Annotated in this window: 16 protein-coding genes; 8 read left to right on the top strand and 8 right to left on the bottom strand. The window is 71.4% G+C overall.

Annotated features, from left to right (window positions below):
- The 3 genes from ON36_RS02560 to ON36_RS02550 form a co-directional block, all read right to left on the bottom strand.
- Positions 1-376 (bottom strand): hypothetical protein (locus ON36_RS02560; protein WP_218001161.1); only part of this gene is annotated, 376 nt, incomplete at its 3' end.
- Between the two features lie 156 nt (positions 377-532).
- A complete protein-coding gene (locus tag ON36_RS02555) occupies positions 533-1,441 on the bottom strand; it encodes an SDR family oxidoreductase (protein WP_043647317.1) in 909 nt (302 codons plus the stop codon).
- Between the two features lie 49 nt (positions 1,442-1,490).
- Entirely contained in the window at positions 1,491-2,276 is a 786-nt protein-coding gene (locus ON36_RS02550; protein ID WP_043647315.1) for an SDR family oxidoreductase, read from the bottom strand.
- Between the two features lie 71 nt (positions 2,277-2,347).
- Between ON36_RS02550 and ON36_RS02545 the strand changes: the two genes are divergently transcribed.
- Genes ON36_RS02545 through ON36_RS02530 form a run of 4 tightly spaced genes read left to right on the top strand, consistent with a single transcriptional unit; the run spans position 2,348 to position 5,834 of the window.
- The gene (locus tag ON36_RS02545; protein WP_043647313.1) at positions 2,348-3,112 is read left to right on the top strand and encodes an enoyl-CoA hydratase family protein; all 765 of its coding nucleotides are present in this window, start codon (positions 2,348-2,350) and stop codon (positions 3,110-3,112) included.
- Positions 3,113-3,118: 6 nt separating this feature from the next.
- Positions 3,119-3,994 (top strand): CoA transferase subunit A, encoded by an 876-nt coding sequence (locus tag ON36_RS02540; RefSeq protein ID WP_043647311.1) that lies wholly within the window; start codon positions 3,119-3,121, stop codon positions 3,992-3,994.
- The gene (locus ON36_RS02535; RefSeq protein ID WP_043647309.1) at positions 3,991-4,749 is read left to right on the top strand and encodes a CoA-transferase subunit beta; all 759 of its coding nucleotides are present in this window, start codon (positions 3,991-3,993) and stop codon (positions 4,747-4,749) included. The genes ON36_RS02540 and ON36_RS02535 overlap by 4 nt, the downstream gene beginning before the upstream one ends.
- Positions 4,746-5,834, top strand: a complete 1,089-nt coding sequence (locus ON36_RS02530; protein ID WP_043647308.1) for an NAD(P)H-dependent flavin oxidoreductase — start codon at positions 4,746-4,748, stop codon at positions 5,832-5,834. The genes ON36_RS02535 and ON36_RS02530 overlap by 4 nt, the downstream gene beginning before the upstream one ends.
- A 374-nt stretch (positions 5,835-6,208) precedes the next feature.
- Here ON36_RS02530 and ON36_RS02525 read toward each other — a convergent pair whose 3' ends face one another.
- Complete coding sequence (locus ON36_RS02525; protein WP_083884864.1) at positions 6,209-8,170, bottom strand: molybdopterin-containing oxidoreductase family protein; 1,962 nt, start codon at positions 8,168-8,170, stop codon at positions 6,209-6,211.
- Between the two features lie 191 nt (positions 8,171-8,361).
- On the opposite strand from ON36_RS02525, the gene ON36_RS02520 reads away from it, so the two are divergent.
- Positions 8,362-8,709 (top strand): hypothetical protein, encoded by a 348-nt coding sequence (locus ON36_RS02520; RefSeq protein ID WP_043647307.1) that lies wholly within the window; start codon positions 8,362-8,364, stop codon positions 8,707-8,709.
- A 72-nt stretch (positions 8,710-8,781) separates the two neighbouring features.
- Here ON36_RS02520 and ON36_RS02515 read toward each other — a convergent pair whose 3' ends face one another.
- Genes ON36_RS02515 through ON36_RS02500 form a run of 4 tightly spaced genes read right to left on the bottom strand, consistent with a single transcriptional unit; the run spans position 8,782 to position 12,589 of the window.
- Positions 8,782-9,963, bottom strand: a complete 1,182-nt coding sequence (locus tag ON36_RS02515; protein WP_373281760.1) for an acetyl-CoA C-acetyltransferase — start codon at positions 9,961-9,963, stop codon at positions 8,782-8,784.
- A gap of 10 nt (positions 9,964-9,973) precedes the next feature.
- On the bottom strand, positions 9,974-10,591 hold the full coding sequence (locus tag ON36_RS02510; RefSeq protein WP_052313578.1) for a TetR/AcrR family transcriptional regulator: 618 nt from the start codon (positions 10,589-10,591) through the stop codon (positions 9,974-9,976).
- Positions 10,592-10,601: 10 nt separating this feature from the next.
- Positions 10,602-11,399 (bottom strand): SDR family oxidoreductase, encoded by a 798-nt coding sequence (locus ON36_RS02505; RefSeq protein WP_043647304.1) that lies wholly within the window; start codon positions 11,397-11,399, stop codon positions 10,602-10,604.
- The gene (locus ON36_RS02500; protein WP_043647303.1) at positions 11,396-12,589 is read right to left on the bottom strand and encodes an acyl-CoA dehydrogenase family protein; all 1,194 of its coding nucleotides are present in this window, start codon (positions 12,587-12,589) and stop codon (positions 11,396-11,398) included. Before ON36_RS02500 ends, ON36_RS02505 begins: the two co-directional genes overlap by 4 nt.
- A gap of 79 nt (positions 12,590-12,668) precedes the next feature.
- Here ON36_RS02500 and ON36_RS02495 point away from each other — a divergent pair, with 79 nt between their 5' ends.
- From ON36_RS02495 to ON36_RS02485, 3 genes are read left to right on the top strand one after another with little or no spacing between them, the layout of a single operon-like run.
- Complete coding sequence (locus ON36_RS02495) at positions 12,669-14,207, top strand: FadD3 family acyl-CoA ligase (protein WP_043647301.1); 1,539 nt, start codon at positions 12,669-12,671, stop codon at positions 14,205-14,207.
- Positions 14,204-15,079, top strand: a complete 876-nt coding sequence (locus tag ON36_RS02490; protein ID WP_043647299.1) for an enoyl-CoA hydratase — start codon at positions 14,204-14,206, stop codon at positions 15,077-15,079. The genes ON36_RS02495 and ON36_RS02490 overlap by 4 nt, the downstream gene beginning before the upstream one ends.
- On the top strand, positions 15,079-16,212 hold the full coding sequence (locus ON36_RS02485; protein ID WP_043647297.1) for an acyl-CoA dehydrogenase family protein: 1,134 nt from the start codon (positions 15,079-15,081) through the stop codon (positions 16,210-16,212). The genes ON36_RS02490 and ON36_RS02485 overlap by 1 nt, the downstream gene beginning before the upstream one ends.
- Positions 16,213-16,223: the final 11 nt, after the last annotated feature.

The raw sequence follows: 16,223 nt of genomic DNA, 5'->3' as shown, positions 1-16,223 counted from the left end.
CGAGGGGCTCCCACTCGTCGTCGACGAAACGGGGTCCGCCACCGCCGTTGCCGGGGTTGCCGTTGCCGGGGTTGCCGTTGCCGGGGTTGCCGTTGCCGGGGTTGCCGTTGCCGGGATCACCGCCGGGCGCGGCGGGCCGGGCGGGGCCCTGGGCCCCGTTGCTGCCCGAACCGTTGCCGTTCGGCTGCGCGGCGGGGCCGTTGCCTCCGCCGTTGCCGGGCTTCCCGCTGCCGTTGCCATTGCCGTTGCCGTTGCCCGGCCCCTGCGTGAGGACGACCGAATCGGGCGCGGCGAAGGCCACTGCGGGCCCGAGTAGCGCACAACCGGCCAGGACACTCGCAGCGGCAAGCACGCGCACCATGCGACCTGTGGCCATGCGCCAGTCAACCCCTTCAGCTATTCAGCGCGGCATTTCCCCCGGTCGCGACACTCTCCGGGTCCGTGGAACAGTAGCCCATAGTAAACGGGGCCCGGCAATCGCGCTGTGGACCGGAAATACGTCAAGACCTCTGAACAGCCGGAGAGGTCCCGCTCAGGCGCCGTAAACGGGCTCCGGAGCCGGGCTCTTCTCGATCAGCTCCGCGACGACGGGGCCGAGTTCGGCCGGATTCCAGCGCGCCCCGCGATCGACCGGCACACCGTGGCGCCAGCCCTGGGCCAGCGCCACCTTGCCGCCCTCGACCTCGAACATCCGGCCGGTCACCCCGGCCGACTCGGTGCTGCCCAGCCACACGACGAGCGGCGAGACGTTCTCCGGCGCCATCGCGTCGAAGCCGTCCTCGGGCGCGGCCATGGTCTCGGCGAAGACCGTCTCGGTCATGCGGGTGCGCGCGGCGGGCGCGATCGCGTTGACGGTGACGCCGTAGCGGCCGAACTCGGCGGCGGCGGTCAGGGTGAGCCCCGCGATGCCCGCCTTGGCGGCGCCGTAGTTGCCCTGACCGACGCTGCCCTGCAGGCCGGCACCGGAGCTGGTGTTGATGACCCGGGCGTCGACCGGGCGGCCCGCCTTGGACTCGCCGCGCCAGTACTCGGCGGCGTGCCGCATGGTGGCGAAGTGGCCCTTGAGGTGGACGCGCACCACGGCGTCCCACTCGTCCTCGCCGAGGTTGACCAGCATCCGGTCGCGCACGAAGCCGGCGTTGTTGACCAGCACGTCGAGCCCGCCGAAGGTGTCGATCGCGGTGCGGACGAGGCGGCGCGCGCCCTCCCAGTCGGCGACGTCGTCCCCGTTGGCGACGGCCTCGCCGCCCGCGGCCACGATCTCGGCGACGACCTGCTGCGCCGGGGTCTCGGTGGTGGCCGCGCCGTCGAGGGCGGTCCCGACGTCGTTGACCACCACGCGCGCGCCCGCGGCGGCGAAGGCCAGCGCGTGCGCCCGGCCGATGCCGCGGCCCGCGCCGGTGACGATGACGATGCGACCTGCGCAGATCTGGTTGTCCATGAGTCCTTCTGATCCGATCCGTGTAGGGGGTTGCTGCTCGCGCGGCGCGCTACAGCTTGGCGTTCTCGGCGTTGGCGGCCGACAGGAAGGCGGGACGCTCGCCGCCGCCGTGGACGAGCACCTGCGCGCCGCTGACGAAGCGGGCCAGCGGGGAGACGAGGAACGCGGTGGCGCGCCCCACGTCGTCGGGGGCGGCCATGCGCCCGAGCGGGATGGTTGCGCCGACCGCGGCGACGCCGTCGGCGTCCCCGTAGTGCAGGTGCGCGAGCTCGGTCTCGACCGGCCCGACGACGACGCTGTTGACCCGCACCTTCGGCGCCCACTCCACGGCCAGCGACTCGGTCAGGTTGTCCAGCCCGGCCTTGGCCGCGCCGTAGGCGGCGGTGCCCGGCGAGGGCCGGTGCCCGCTGACGCTGGAGATGTTGACGATCGACCCGCCCGAATCCTGGCGCTGCATCACGGCGTTGGCGGCCTGGGCCATGAGCAGCGGGGCGAGCAGGTTGAGCTCGACGATCTTGGCGTGGAACCGCGGGCTGGCCGTCTCGGCCAGGGCGAAGGGGGCGCCGCCCGCGTTGTTCACGAGGTGGTCGAGCCGGCCGTGCCGGTCGCGCACGGTGTCGATGAGCACGGCGACGGCGTCGGCGTCGCGGATGTCGCAGGGCAGGAATTCCGCGGTCCGGTCCCCCGCCGCGACGGGCTCCTCGGGAGCGCGCCGGGCGCAGGTCACGACGGTCGCGCCCGCGGCGAGCAGGGTCCGGCTGATACCGGCGCCCACGCCGCGCACACCGCCGGTCACCAGAACGATCTGCTCGGAAAGGTCGATTTCGAGAGCCACCGTGCTAACCTACCAAGCAATTGCTTGCTTTGTCTCGGGTTCCGCCCGGACGCGCACCGATGGGACACGCGATGGGAATAGACCGCCGCACAGAATCCAGCGGCGTCACCGTGATCACGGTCGACTATCCGCCGGTCAACGCACTGCCTTCCGACGGCTGGTTCGCCCTGGCCGACGCCGTCCGCGAGGCGGGCCGCGACCAGCGGACCCGGGCCGTCGTGCTGCGCGCCGAGGGCCGCGGCTTCAACGCGGGCGTCGACATCAAGGAGATGAACGCCGACTCCGGGCACACCGCGCTGATCCGTGCCAACCACGGCTGCTTCGAGGCCTTCGCGGCGGTCTACGACTGCCAGGTGCCGGTGGTGACGGCGGTCAACGGCTTCTGCCTCGGCGGCGGCATCGGCCTGGTCGGCAACTCGGACGTCATCGTGGCCTCCGACGACGCCACCTTCGGCCTGCCCGAGGTGGATCGCGGCGCGCTCGGCGCGGCCACCCACCTGGCCCGCCTCGTCCCCCAGCACCTGATGCGGACGATGTTCTACACGGCGGGCAAGCTCACCGCCCAGCAGCTGCACCACTACGGCTCGGTCTACAAGGTCGTCCCGCGCGCCGAACTCGATGCCGCCGCCATGGAGGTCGCGGAGAACATCGCGAACAAGGACGGCCGCGTCATCCGCGCCGCCAAGCGCGCGCTCAACGGCATCGACGTGCAGGACGTGCACCGGTCCTACCGCTACGAGCAGGGCTTCACCATGGAGCTCAACCTCGCGGGCGTGGCCGACGAGATCCGCGCGCGCTTCGACGACGACCTGGCCGCGCAGAAGAAGGGGAACTAGAAAGCCATGCGCGACAAGCGAATGACGCTCGACGAGGCCGTCGGCGAGCTCCGCAGCGGAATGACCATCGGCCTGGGCGGGTGGGGCTCCCGGCGCAAGCCGATGGCCTTCGTCCGCGCCCTGCTGCGCTCGGACGTCACCGATCTCACCGTCGTCACCTACGGCGGACCCGACCTGGGCCTGCTGTGCTCGGCGGGCAAGGTCCGCAAGGCCTACTACGGCTTCGTGTCGCTGGACTCGGCGCCGTTCTACGACCCCTGGTTCGCCAAGGCCCGCACCGAGGGCGCGATCACCGTCCGCGAGATGGACGAGGGCATGGTCAAGTGCGGCCTGCAGGCCGCCGCCGCCCGCCTGCCCTTCCTCCCGATCCGCGCCGGGCTCGGCTCGGCCGTGCTCGACTTCTGGGAGGGCGAGCTGAAGACCGTCGCGTCGCCGTACCCGACCGACGGCAGGCACGAGACCCTCGTCGCCATGCCTGCGCTGAACCTCGACGCCGCCTTCGTGCACCTCGACCTCGGCGACAAGCACGGCAACGCCGCCTACACCGGCGTCGACCCGTACTTCGACGACATCTACACCCTGGCCGCCGAGAAGCGCTTCCTGTCGGTCGACCGCCTGGTGGAGACCGAGGAACTGGTGAAAGCCGTTCCGCAGCAGTCGATCATCCTCAACCGGATGATGGTCGACGGCGTGGTCGAGGCCCCCGGCGGCGCGCACTTCACCTTCTCCGGCTCCTACGGGCGCGACGAGAAGTTCCAGCGTCACTACGTGGAGGCCGCCGAGACGCCGGAGTCGTGGGCGGAGTTCAAGGCCCGCTACCTCGATGTCACCGAGGACGAATACCAGGCCGCCGTCAAGGCTTTCGCCGAGGAGCAGAAATGACCGAGACCACCACGATCACCCGCGCCGAGGTCTGCGTGGTCGCCGCGGCCGAGATCTTCCGTGGCGCGGGCGAGATCATGGCCAGCCCCATGTCCACCGTGACCACCATCGGCGCGCGCCTCGCCCGGCTGACCTTCGAACCGGACCTGCTGCTGTCCGACGGGGAGGCGCTGTTCTTCGCCGAGATCCCCCCGATCGGCGGCAAGGCGCCGGTCGAGGGCTGGATCCCGTTCTCCAAGGTCTTCGACGTGGTCGCCTCCGGGCGCCGCCACGTGGTCATGGGCGCCAACCAGCTCGACCGGTTCGGCAACCAGAACCTCTCGGCCTTCGGGCCACTCCAGCGGCCGACCCGGCAGATGTTCGGCGTGCGTGGCGCGCCGGGCAACACGATCAACCACGCCACCAGCTACTTCGTGCCGCGGCACAACGCGCGCGTGTTCTGCGAGCGGGTCGACATCGTCTCCGGCATCGGCTACGACAAGGTCGACCCGGACAACCCGGCCTTCCGCTTCCACCACCTGCATCGCGTGGTCACCAACCTCGGCGTCTTCGACTACAACGGCCCGGACCACACCATGCGGGCGCTGTCGCTGCACCCCGGCGTCACCGCCGCCGAGGTCGCGGAGAACACCTCCTTCGAGATCGCCGATCTCGGCGTCGCGGGCGAGACCCGCCTGCCCACCGAGGAGGAGCTGCGCATCATCCGGACGGTGCTCGATCCCAAGGGCTTCCGCGAGAAGGAGGTGACCGCGTGAGCGAGCAGCGCCTGCGCACCGCGCTCACCGATCTGGTCGGCATCGAGCATCCGGTCGTGCAGACCGGCATGGGCTGGGTGGCGGGCCCGCGCCTGGTCGCCGCGACGGCCGAGGCAGGCGGCCTCGGCATCCTCGCCTCGGCGACGATGACCTACCCGGAACTCGAGGCGGCCGTCGCCAAGACCAAGTCGCTGACCGACAAGCCGTTCGGCGTCAACATCCGCGCCGACGCCACCGACGCCGTCGACCGGATCGACCTGCTCATCCGCGAGCGCGTGAAGGTCGCCTCGTTCGCGCTTGCGCCGAAGCAGGATCTCATCGCGAAGCTGAAAGACGCCGGGGTGGTGGTGGTTCCGTCCATCGGCGCGGCCAAGCACGCGGTGAAGGTCGCCTCCTGGGGCGCCGACGCGGTGATCGTGCAGGGCGGCGAGGGCGGCGGCCACACCGGCCCGGTCGCCACGACGCTGCTGCTGCCCTCGGTCCTGGACGCCGTCGACATCCCCGTGGTCGCCGCGGGCGGTTTCTTCGACGGGCGCGGCCTCGCGGCCGCGCTGTCCTACGGTGCCGCCGGCGTCGCCATGGGCACCCGCTTCCTGCTGACCCGCGAGAGCACCGTGCCGGAGGAGGTGAAGCGGGAGTACCTGGCCCGCGGCCTCGGAGACACGGTGGTCTCGGTGAAGGTCGACGGCATGCCGCACCGCATGCTCAACACCGAACTCGTCGACCGGCTCGAACACTCCGGCGGCTGGCGCGGCCTGTCCGCGGCGGTGCGCAACGCGGCCGAGTTCAAGTCCATGACCGGCATGAAGTGGTCGACGCTGGTCCGCGACGGCCTGGCGATGCGCAAGACCAAGGACCTGACCTGGACCCAGGTCGTCATGGCCGCCAACTCGGCCATGCTGACGAAGGCGGGCCTGGTCGAGGGTCGCACCGACGCGGGCGTCCTGCCCGCGGGCCAGGTGACCGGCATCATCGACGACCTGCCGACGGTGGCCGAACTGATCGACCGGATCGTCGCCGAGGCGGTCGAGCGGATCGAGGCCACCGCCGCGCTGGCGCGGACAACGGAGGCACCGCGAACGTGACGATCATCGAGCGCCTGGGCTCCTGAGACGCGCGGCAGGGCGGTTCGGCCGATCGGCCGAACCGCCCTGTTGCCGTATCACCAGCGAGAGGTCACACCTCCCAGGTCCGAAGCGTGACCGGAAACGCGAAACCGGCTGGTGCTCAACTGAAGATGGCGCCGAGACACCACACGATGCCGTCGACGACCAGCCCGACCAAGGTCGCGCCACGGGAACGTTCGCGACGCTTCGGTTTCGGGTCCATCATCGTCTCCCAGGGTCATCGACCAGCAATTGCCTTCACGGGGGTTGGACGCGCACCGACAAGAATCGGTTCCACCCCGGCAAGATATTCGCCGAATCGATATAGCAGCGCAGCCGACGACTGACCTCGCTCAGCGACGGGTCACCTCGACGCGGTTGTCGTGGAACACCGCGCCCGCGCCGTAGTCGGCGTCCCGTTCGGCCACCGTGGCGTTGACGGTCGACCCGCCGGAGAACTTGGCCCAGCGGCCCTTCGTCGTGGCGGCGACGCCGGGGCGGACCCGGTCGGAGACCTCCGCGACGGCGTCGAACCCGCCACGGGAGTTCGCGACGCGGACCGCGGCGCCGTCGGCGATCCCCCGCGCGGCGGCGTCCTCCGGGTGCAGGACGACGCGGTTCTCCCCGGCCCGGCGGCGCAGTTCGGGATTGTTGCCGAAGGTGGTGTTGAGGAAGTGATGGGAGGCGGCCGAGATCAGCACCAGCCCGGCACCGGGATCGGCGGGCGGGGTGTAGCGCGGCAACGGGTCCTCCCCGGCGGCCGCGGCGCGGGCGGAGACGAACTCCAGCCTGCCCGCGGGGACGGGTCCCGGCTCGATCTTCAGGAAGCCGTCGCGGCGCAGCCGGTCGAGGTCGTAGCCCTTCAGCACCTGCCGGGCCAGTTCCTCGTCGGAGTCGTAGAGGGCGGGCTCGGTCATCCCCATCCGCCGGGCGAGCCTGCGGAAGGTCTCGGTGGTGGACAGGCATTCGCCGGGTGGTGCGACGGCGGGCTCGTTCCACACCAGGTAGAGGTTGCCGTAGGCGGCCAGCACGTCGAGGTGTTCGGGCTGCATGGTGGCGGGCAGGACGATGTCGGCGTAGTCGACGGTGTCGGTCGGGAAGTGCTCGAGCACGACGGTGAACAGGTCCTCGCGCGCGAGGCCCGCGCGCACCCGCTCCTGATCCGGGTTCGAGCCGACCGGATTGGCGGCGATCACCACCAGGGCCCGCACGGGCGGGTCGGCGGCCTCGAGCAGCTGCCTGCCGAGCTGGGTCATGACCAGGGTGCGCACCGGGTTCGGCAGCAGGTCGGGCCGGGTCAGCGCGTACAGGTCGAGGGGGAAGTGGCCGCTGGTCGAATAGTGCAGTCCGCCACCGGGAATCGCCCAGTCCCCGGTGACGCCGGGCAGGCAGGCGAGCGCGCGCAGGGCCGCGCCGCCGCCCGCGTGCCGCTGGATGCCCTGCGAGACGCGGATGGCGGTGGGGCGGGTGCGCGCGATCCGCTCCCCGAGGGCGACGATGCTCGCCGCCGGGAGGCCGGTGATCTCCGCGGTGCGCTCCGGGGTGAATTCCGCGATGTGGACGCGGAATTCGTCCCATCCGGTGGTGTGCGCCGCCAGGTAGTCCGCGTCCTCCGCGCCGAGGGAGACGATGACGTTGATCAGGCCGAAGGCCAGCGCCGCGTCGGTGCCCGGCAGGGGCGCCAGGTGCTCGTCGCAGCGTTCGGCGGTGCGGGTGCGGACCGGATCGATCGCGACCAGGTAGGCGCCGCTGTCCTGGACGAACTTCCACAGGTGGTGCCCGGAGGTGAGTGTGTTGTTGCCCCACAACAGGATCAGCCGGGAGTGCGCGAAGTCCTCGGGATCCATGCCGCCCGCGGTGCCGAGGGTGTAGCGCAGCCCGGTGGTGCCCGCGACCGAGCAGATGGTCGGCGCGTGCAGGGACGCGCCGAGGGCGTTGAAGAACCGGCGGCCGCCGAAGCCCTCCAGGCCCTGGATCAGGCCGAGGCTGCCGGTGCCGTGGAAGGGCCAGATCGCCTCGGCGCCGTCTTCGGCGGCGATCGTGGCGAACCGCTCGGCGATCTCGTCGAGCGCCTCGTCCCAACCGATCTCCTCGAACCGGCCCTCGCCCTTGCGGCCGACGCGCCGCAGCGGGCGGGTGATGCGCTCCGGCGAGGCGACCTGTTCGAGGTACCGGTTGACCTTGACGCACAGCGCGCCACGGGTCACTGGATGGTTCCGGTTGCCGCGCAGGCCGACCGCGACCCCGTCGGAGACGGTCACCTCCCACGAGCAGCCGTCCGGGCAATCCAGGGGGCACGCACCCAGCACCTTCACGACTCCGATCGTAGGGGCCGCGCGCGTCCGGCACCGGCTGAGACCCCGGGGCGGGCGGTAACGCGATATGCCGGAAATGTGATGTACATCACGTAAGGGTCGGGTCGTCCGTGCGCGGCGCGACCACAACTTCGGATGGCGCGTGGGCCTGTCCGGGGGCGGTGGGCAGCAGGCGCCCCTGGGAGGATGTGATGGAACTCGTCAAGAAGGTGATGGTGAGCGCGTCGGCGGCCGCGCTGCTCGGCGCGGGCGCCGTACTCGGCGTTGCGCCCGCGCAGGCCCAGCCGTGGAATCCGCAGCCGTGGAACCCCGGCTGCACGGCACAGCCGGTCAACAATTCCGCGGCATACTCGACCTGCTTCGGCCCGGTCCGGCATCAGGTGCGGATCCAGTGCGGGTACGGATGGGGCTGGTTCGGCAGCGGCTGGGCCACCTACGAGCGCCGTGGACCGATCGTGTGGGACGGCCAGCAGTCGTGGGCCCACTGCGATTTCCCCGGCACCCTGCGCAACTGGGACGTGGTGACGTATTGGTGGTGACCACGACCGATGAGGAGAAAAGGGCGGTGGCCCGGACCGATCAGCCCGGGCCACCACCGTACGTGGGCGACGTCAGGCGCCGAGGCGCTCGATGATCGTCACGTTCGCGGTGCCGCCGCCCTCGCAGATGGTCAGCAGGCCGTAGCGTCCGCCGACCCGCTCGAGCTGGTTGAGCAGCGTCGCGAACAGCTTGGTCCCGGTCGCGCCGAGCGGGTGGCCGAGCGCGATGGCGCCGCCGTTGACGTTGACCTTCTCCGGGTCGGCGCCGGTCTCCTTCAGCCACGCCAGCACGACCGGGGCGAAGGCCTCGTTGATCTCGATGGCGTCGATGTCGTCGATGGTGAGGCCGGTCTGCTCCAGGGCCCACTTCGTCGCCGGGATCGGCGCGGTCAGCATGAACAGCGGGTCGTCGCCGCGGGCGCTGACGTGGTGGATCCGGGCCCGCGGGGTCAGCCCGTACTCCTTGACCGCCCACTCGGAGGCCAGCAGCGTGGCGCTGGCGCCGTCGGAGATCTGGCTGGCCACGGCCGCGGTCAGCGGGCTGCCCTCCTCCAGCGGCTGCAGTGAGGCCATCTTCTCCAGGCTGGTCTCGCGCGGGCCCTGGTCGACGCGGAAGTCACCGACCGGCACGATCTCGTTGTCGAAGCGGCCCTCGGCGATGGCGGCGCGGGCCCGCTCGTGGCTGCGCAGCGCCCAACGCTCCATGTCCTCGCGGGTGATGCCCCACTTCTCGGCGATCATCCGGGCGCCCGCGAACTGCGAGACCTCGCCGGTGCCGTAGCGGGTGTCCCAGCCCGTCGCCCCGACGAACGGGGAGTCGAAGCCGTACTCCTTGCCCGCCAGCATCGCCGCGGAGATCGGGATGGCGCTCATGTTCTGCACGCCGGCGGCGATGATGACCTCGGCGGTGCCGGACATGATCGCCTGGGCGCCGAAGTTGACCGCCTGCTGGCTCGAACCGCACTGCCGGTCCACGGTCACGCCGGGCACCGACTCCGGGTAGCCGGCCGCCAGCCACATCGTGCGGCCGATGTTGCCCGCCTGCGGGCCGATGTTGTCGACGCAGCCGACGATCACGTCGTCGACCGACGCGGGGTCGATGCCGGTGCGCTCGACCAACCCGCGCAGTGCCGCCGCGCCGAGGTCGGCGGGGTGGACGCCGGCGAGCGCGCCGCCGCGCTTGCCGACCGCGGTGCGGACCGCGTCGATCACGTAGGCGTCGCGCAACGGGGTGTAGGGACGGCGCTCGGACATGGTGGAACTCCTACTCGGGACGCCCTGGCGCCGTGAGGCCGTCCAGGACGATGGTCAGATACTGTTTTGCCAGGTTGTCGACGGTGATGGCCCCGCCGGGGACGTACCAGCGCACGCCCACCCAGACGGTGTCCCGCAGGAAGCGGAAAGCCAGGTCGACGTCGAGTTCGGGCCGGAAGCTGCCGTCGCGGACACCGGTGGTCAGCACGCGCTGCCACAGGTCGCGGAACTCGGTGTTGTACTCGGCGATGTAGCCGAAGCGCGGCGTGCCGCGCAGGTTCTTGGCCTCGGCCTGATAGATCGCCACCGCGGCGTGATGCCGGTCGAAGGACTCGTACGACGCGATCACCAGGGCTTCCAGGGTCTCGCGCGGGCTCTTGCCCGCCGCCACGATCTCGCGGTAGCGGCCGAAGAGCTCGGTGAGGAAGCCCTGGAGGATCTCGTCGACCATCGACTCCTTGGAGTCGAAGTGGTGGTAGAGACTGCCGGAGAGGATGCCCGCGGCATCGGCGATGTCGCGCACGGTGGTCGCGCGCAGGCCGCGTTCGGCGAACAGGCCTGCGGCCAGGCCGAGCAGCTCGGCACGACGGGTCGGTTTCGCGGTGTCGGTAGCGGTCACACGGGCCATTATCGTGGTCTCACGCCCGCTGGCTGCTGACCGAGACGACCTCGCCGGTCAGGTAGGTCGTGTAGTCGCTGGCCAGCATGGCGATGGTCGCGGCCACCTCCCACGGCTCGGCCGCGCGGCCGAAGGCCTCCCGTTCGCTGAGATGGTCGAGCAGCTCCGACGAGGACACCTTGTCCAGGAAGGCGTGCCGCGCGATGCTCGGCGACACCGCGTTGATCCGGACGCCGAACTCGGCCGCCTCGATCGCGCTGCATCGGGTCAGCGCCATCACGCCCGCCTTGGCGGCGGCGTAGTGGGCCTGCCCGTGCTGGGCGCGCCAGCCGAGCACGCTGGCGTTGTTGACGATGACGCCGCCGTGCCCGGCCGACCGGAAGTAGCCGAGCGCGGCCCGCGTGCAGCGGAAGGTGCCGGTGAGGGTGATGTCGAGGACGCGGTCCCATTCCTCGTCGGTCATGTCGGCCACCGGCGTCTCGCCGCCGAGGCCGGCGTTGTTGACCAGGATGTCGATCCGGCCGAGCGCGGCCGCGGACTCGGCCAGCAGCGCGTCGACCTGCTCGGTGCTGCGCACGTCGCAGACCACCGCGGCGACCTTGCGGTCCGGGAACTCCGCGGCCAGTTCCTCGGCGGTCTGGGCGAGCCTGCGCTCGTGCCAGTCGGAGACGACCACGTTCGCGCCCTCGGCGAGCAGCCTGCGGGCGGTGGCCGAGCCGATGCCGGTGCCCGCCGCCGCGGTGACCACGCCGTTGCGGTCGGTCAGCAGGCCGTGACCCGGGGTGACGGCGGGCGGGACGGACAGGGGGCCGCTCATCCGCGCGCCTCCCGCGGCAGGCCGAGCACACGCTCGGCGATGATGTTGCGCTGCACTTCGTTCGAACCTCCGTAGATGGTATCGGCACGGCTGAACAGGTACAGCCGCTGCCAGGCGTTCATGTCGGTGCCGCCCTCGGCGTCGGTGATCAGGCCTGCGGCGCCCTGCACCGCCATCGCCAGTTCGCCGAGCCCGCGGTGCCAGTTGGCCCACAGCAGCTTCGACACCGACGCGCCACCGGCGTCCCCGGTGTCGCTCATCGTGCGCAGCGCGTGGGCGCGCAGCACCCGCAGCCCGACCCAGGCCCGGTCGATCCGGTCGGCGAGGAGCGGGTCGTCGGCGGCGCCGGTGCGCCGGGCCATGGCCTCGATGTCGGCGAGTTCGCGCTCGAAGCGGATCTGCTGGCCGAGGGTGGAGATGCCGCGCTCGAAGGTCAGCGTGCCCATGGCGATCCGCCAGCCGTCGCCGGGTTCGCCGACGATGAGGCCGGCCTCGGTGACCGCGTCGTCGAAGAACACCTCGTTGAACTCCGAGGTGCCGGTGAGCTGGTTGATCGGCCGGACCTCGATGCCCGGCTGGTCCATGGGGACCAGCAGGTAGGACAGGCCGTGGTGCCGCGTGGAGCCGCGCTCGGTGCGGGCCAGCACGAAGCACCAGTCGGCCACGTGCGCCAGCGAGGTCCAGATCTTCTGGCCGTTGATGACCCAGCGATCGCCGTCGAGGCGCGCGGTGGTGCTCACCGCGGCGAGATCGGAGCCCGCGCCGGGTTCGGAGTAGCCCTGGCACCACAGCTCCGAGACCGAGCGCACGCCGGGAAGGAAGCGCCGCTTCTGTTCCTCGGTGCCGAAGGCGAGCAGCGTCGGCCCGAGCAGTTCCTCCCCCACGTGGGACACGCGCGCGGGCGCGTCGGCCCTGGCGTACTCCTCGTGGAAGATGACCTGGCTGCGCACGCTCGCGTCGCGGCCGCCGTGTTCGCGCGGCCAGCCGAGGCAGGTCCAGCCCGCGGCCGCCAGATGACGGTCCCAGGCCAGGCGCTCCTCGAACGCCTCGTGTTCGCGGCCGGGACCACCCGCGCCGCGCAGGCCGCGGAAGTCGCCGTCGAGGTTTTCGGCGAGCCACGCGCGGATTTCGGCGCGAAATGCCACGTCGGTCGCCGCCGTGTCGGAATCTGAGCTCTGGATCACACCCACCTCGGTAGGATAACCTACCAAGCACTTGCTTTGTTGGCCGCTTTCGCGAGACGGCCGCCACAGACCGCTGAGGAACCCCGTGACACCACCTGCACAGACCATTCCGCAGGCGCTCCGACAGATCGCCGCGGAACTCCCGGACACCCCGGCTCTCGTCGACGGCGACACCCGCCTCGACTGGGCGGGCCTGCTCGACCAGGTGCGCACCGTGGCACGCGGCCTGATCGCGCACGGCGTCAGTGCCGGCGACCGGGTCGCGCTGTGGGCGCCGAACACCTATCACTGGGTGGTCGCCGCGCTCGGCGCCCAGTCGGTCGGCGCGGCCCTGGTGCCGCTGAACACCCGTTACGTCGCCGCCGAAGCCGCCGACGTGCTGACCAGGGTGCGCGCCAACGCGCTGTTCGTGGCGGGCCCCTTCCTGGGCCGCGACCGCCTGGCCGAACTCCGCGAGACCGCCCCCGAGCTGGAGATCGGCGCGGTGGTCGTCATCGGCGAGGCGTCGGCCGCGCCCGCGCTGTCCTGGGAGGACCTGATGGCCGCGGCGGCCGACGTCCCGGCCGACCTCGCCGAGGAACGCGCGGCGGCGGTCTCCGGCGACGACATCGCCGACATCCTGTTCACCTCCGGCACGACCGGGCGCAGCAAGGGCACACTGGTCAACCACCGGCAGGCCGTCGACGTGGTCCGCGCCTGGACCGAGTGCTCCACAGTCCGCGCGGGCGACCGCTACCTCATCGTCGCGCCGTTCTTCCACAACTTCGGCTACAAGGCGGGCATCCTGGCCTGCGTCCTGACCGGCGCGACCATGATCCCGCAGGCCAGTTTCGATGTGCCGCAGACCTTCTCGCTCATCGAGCAGGAGCGGGTCACGGTGCTGCCCGGCCCGCCGACGATATACCAGACCATCCTCGACCACCCCGGCCGCGCCGAGCGCGACCTGAGCTCGCTGCGGGTGGCGGTCACCGGCGCGGCGACCGTGCCGGTGGTCCTGGTCGAGCGCATGCGCGACGAACTCGCCTTCGACGTCGTGGTCACCGCGTACGGGCTGTCGGAGGCCTCCGGCTTCGGCACCATGTGCAGGCCCGACGACGACGCCGTCACCATCGCCACCACCTGCGGCCGCCCCATCGCCGGGTTCGAGCTCCGCCTCGACGACACCGGCGAGGTGCTGCTGCGCGGCCCCAACGTGATGGTCGGCTACCTCGACGACCCCGAGGCCACCGCCGCCACCATCGACCCCGACGGCTGGCTGCACACCGGCGACATCGGCGTGATCGACGAGCGCGGCTACCTGCGCATCACCGACCGGCTCAAGGACATGTACATCAGCGGGGGCTTCAACGTCTATCCCGCCGAGATCGAGCAGGCCCTGGCGCGGCTCGACGGTGTCGCCGAGTCCGCGGTCGTCGGCATCCCGGACCACCGGATGGGCGAGGTCGGCAAGGCCTACGTCGTCCTGAAGCCGGGCGCGGACCTCACCGAGGAGCAGGTGCGCGCCCACGCGATCGCCGAGCTGGCCAACTTCAAGGTGCCGCGGGTGATCGAGTTCCGTCCGTCCCTGCCCTACAGCGCCGCGGGCAAGGTCCTGAAACGACAGCTACGCGAGGAGAATTCGTGACCGACAACCCCGACCACGAGGCGGAGGTCGTCACCTACGAGGTGCGCGGCCCTGTCGCGGTGGTGACCATGAACCGGCCCGACTACCGCAACGCGCAGAACTCGCGCATGACCTACGCCCTCGACGCGGCGTTCGGCCGCGCCGTCGAGGACCCCGAGGTCAAGGTGATCGTGCTCGCTGGCAACGGCAAGCACTTCAGCGCGGGCCACGACATCGGCACCCCCGGCCGCGACCACCACGTGCGCTACGAGAACAAGGCCGCGCTGTGGTGGGACCACGTCGACCGCGCGGGCGGCGACCAGCGTTTCGCGCGCGAGTCCGAGGTCTACCTCGGCATGTGCAGGCGCTGGCGCGAGATCCCCAAGCCGATGGTGGCCATGGTGCAGGGCGCGTGCATCGCGGGCGGCCTCATGCTGGCCTGGGTGTGCGACCTGATCGTCGCCGCCGACGACGCGTTCTTCTCCGACCCCGTCGTGCGGATGGGCATCCCGGGCGTGGAGTACTTCGCCCACCCGTGGGTGATGGGACCGCGCGCGGCCAAGGAGTTCCTCTTCACCGGCGACCGCTTCTCCGCGGCGCAGGCCGAGAAGTGGGGCATGGTCAACCGGGTCGTGCCGCGCGACGAACTGACCACCGAGACGTTCGCGCTGGCCGAGAGGATCGCGGCCATGCCGCAATTCGGGCTCGCGCTGACCAAGAAGGCCGTCAACCAGGCCGAGGACCTGATGGGCATGCGGGCGGGCATGGACTCCGTGTTCGGCCTGCACCATTTCGCCCACGCACACAACGCCGAGGTCGGCGCCGATTCGCTGGGCGGCATGAACGCCCGGACGATGAAGAGCGCCGCCGCGGAAGGGAACGGAACGAAGTAGTGGATCTCGATATCGACCCGGCGGCCCGGGAGTTCCAGCTCGAGGTGCGCGATTTCCTGCGCGCCAACGTGCCTGCGCAGCCCCTGCCGTCGATGGACACCGAAGCCGGTTTCGCCGCGCACCGCGCGTGGGAGGGCACGCTCGCCGACGCGCGCCTGTCGGCGGTCTCCTGGCCCGCCGAATACGGCGGCCGCGACGCCTCGCTGCTGGAATGGGCGCTCTTCGAGCAGGAGTACTACGCGGCGGGCGCCCCCGGCCGGGTGAGCCAGAACGGCATCTTCCTGCTGGCGCCGACACTGTTCGAGCACGGTACCGCCGAACAGCTCGCGCGGATCCTGCCGCGGATGGCCCGCGGCCAGGACATCTGGGCGCAGGCCTGGTCCGAGCCGGAGGCGGGCAGCGACCTGGCCGGGCTGCGCTCGACCGCGCGCCGCACCGAGGGCGGCTGGCTGCTCAACGGGCAGAAGACGTGGAGTTCGCGCGCGACCTACGCGGACTGGGCCTTCGGCCTGTTCCGCAGCGATCCCGAGGCGCAGCGGCACCGGGGCCTGACCTACTTCATGTTCCCGCTGTCCGCCGACGGGGTCAGCGTGCGGCCGATTCCGCAGCTCGACGGGGAACCCGGTTTCGCCGAGATCTTCCTCGACGACGTGTTCGTCCCGGACCGCGACGTCATCGGCGAGCCGAACGACGGCTGGCGGGTCGCCATGGCGACCTCGAGCAACGAGCGCGGCCTGTCGCTGCGCAGCCCGGGCCGGTTCAGCGCGACGGCCGACCGGCTCCTGTCGCTGTGGCGCGAGGTCCCCGACTCCGACACCGCCGCCCGCGACCGGGTGGTCGACGCCTGGCTCGGCGCCGAGGCCTACCGCCTGCACACCTTCGGCACCGTCACCCGCCTCGCCGAGGGCGGCGCGCTCGGCGCGGAGTCCTCGATCACCAAGGTGTTCTGGTCCGAGCTCGACATCGCCATGCACGAGACCGCGCTCGAGCTGCTCGGCACGGAGGCGCACTCGGCCTGGACCGACGGCTACCTCTTCTCGCTGGCGGGCCCGATCTACGCGGGCACCAACGAGATCCAGCGCAACATCATCGCCGAGCGCATCCTCGGGCTGCCCCGCGAGGCCAAGCGATGAGCGCGCGCCGA

The sequence above is a fragment of the Nocardia thailandica NBRC 100428 genome (assembly GCF_000308795.1).
Taxonomy (GTDB): domain Bacteria; phylum Actinomycetota; class Actinomycetes; order Mycobacteriales; family Mycobacteriaceae; genus Nocardia; species Nocardia thailandica.
The sequence above is the reverse complement of the archived record's forward strand: the minus strand, read 5'-3'. Positions and strand labels throughout refer to the sequence as shown.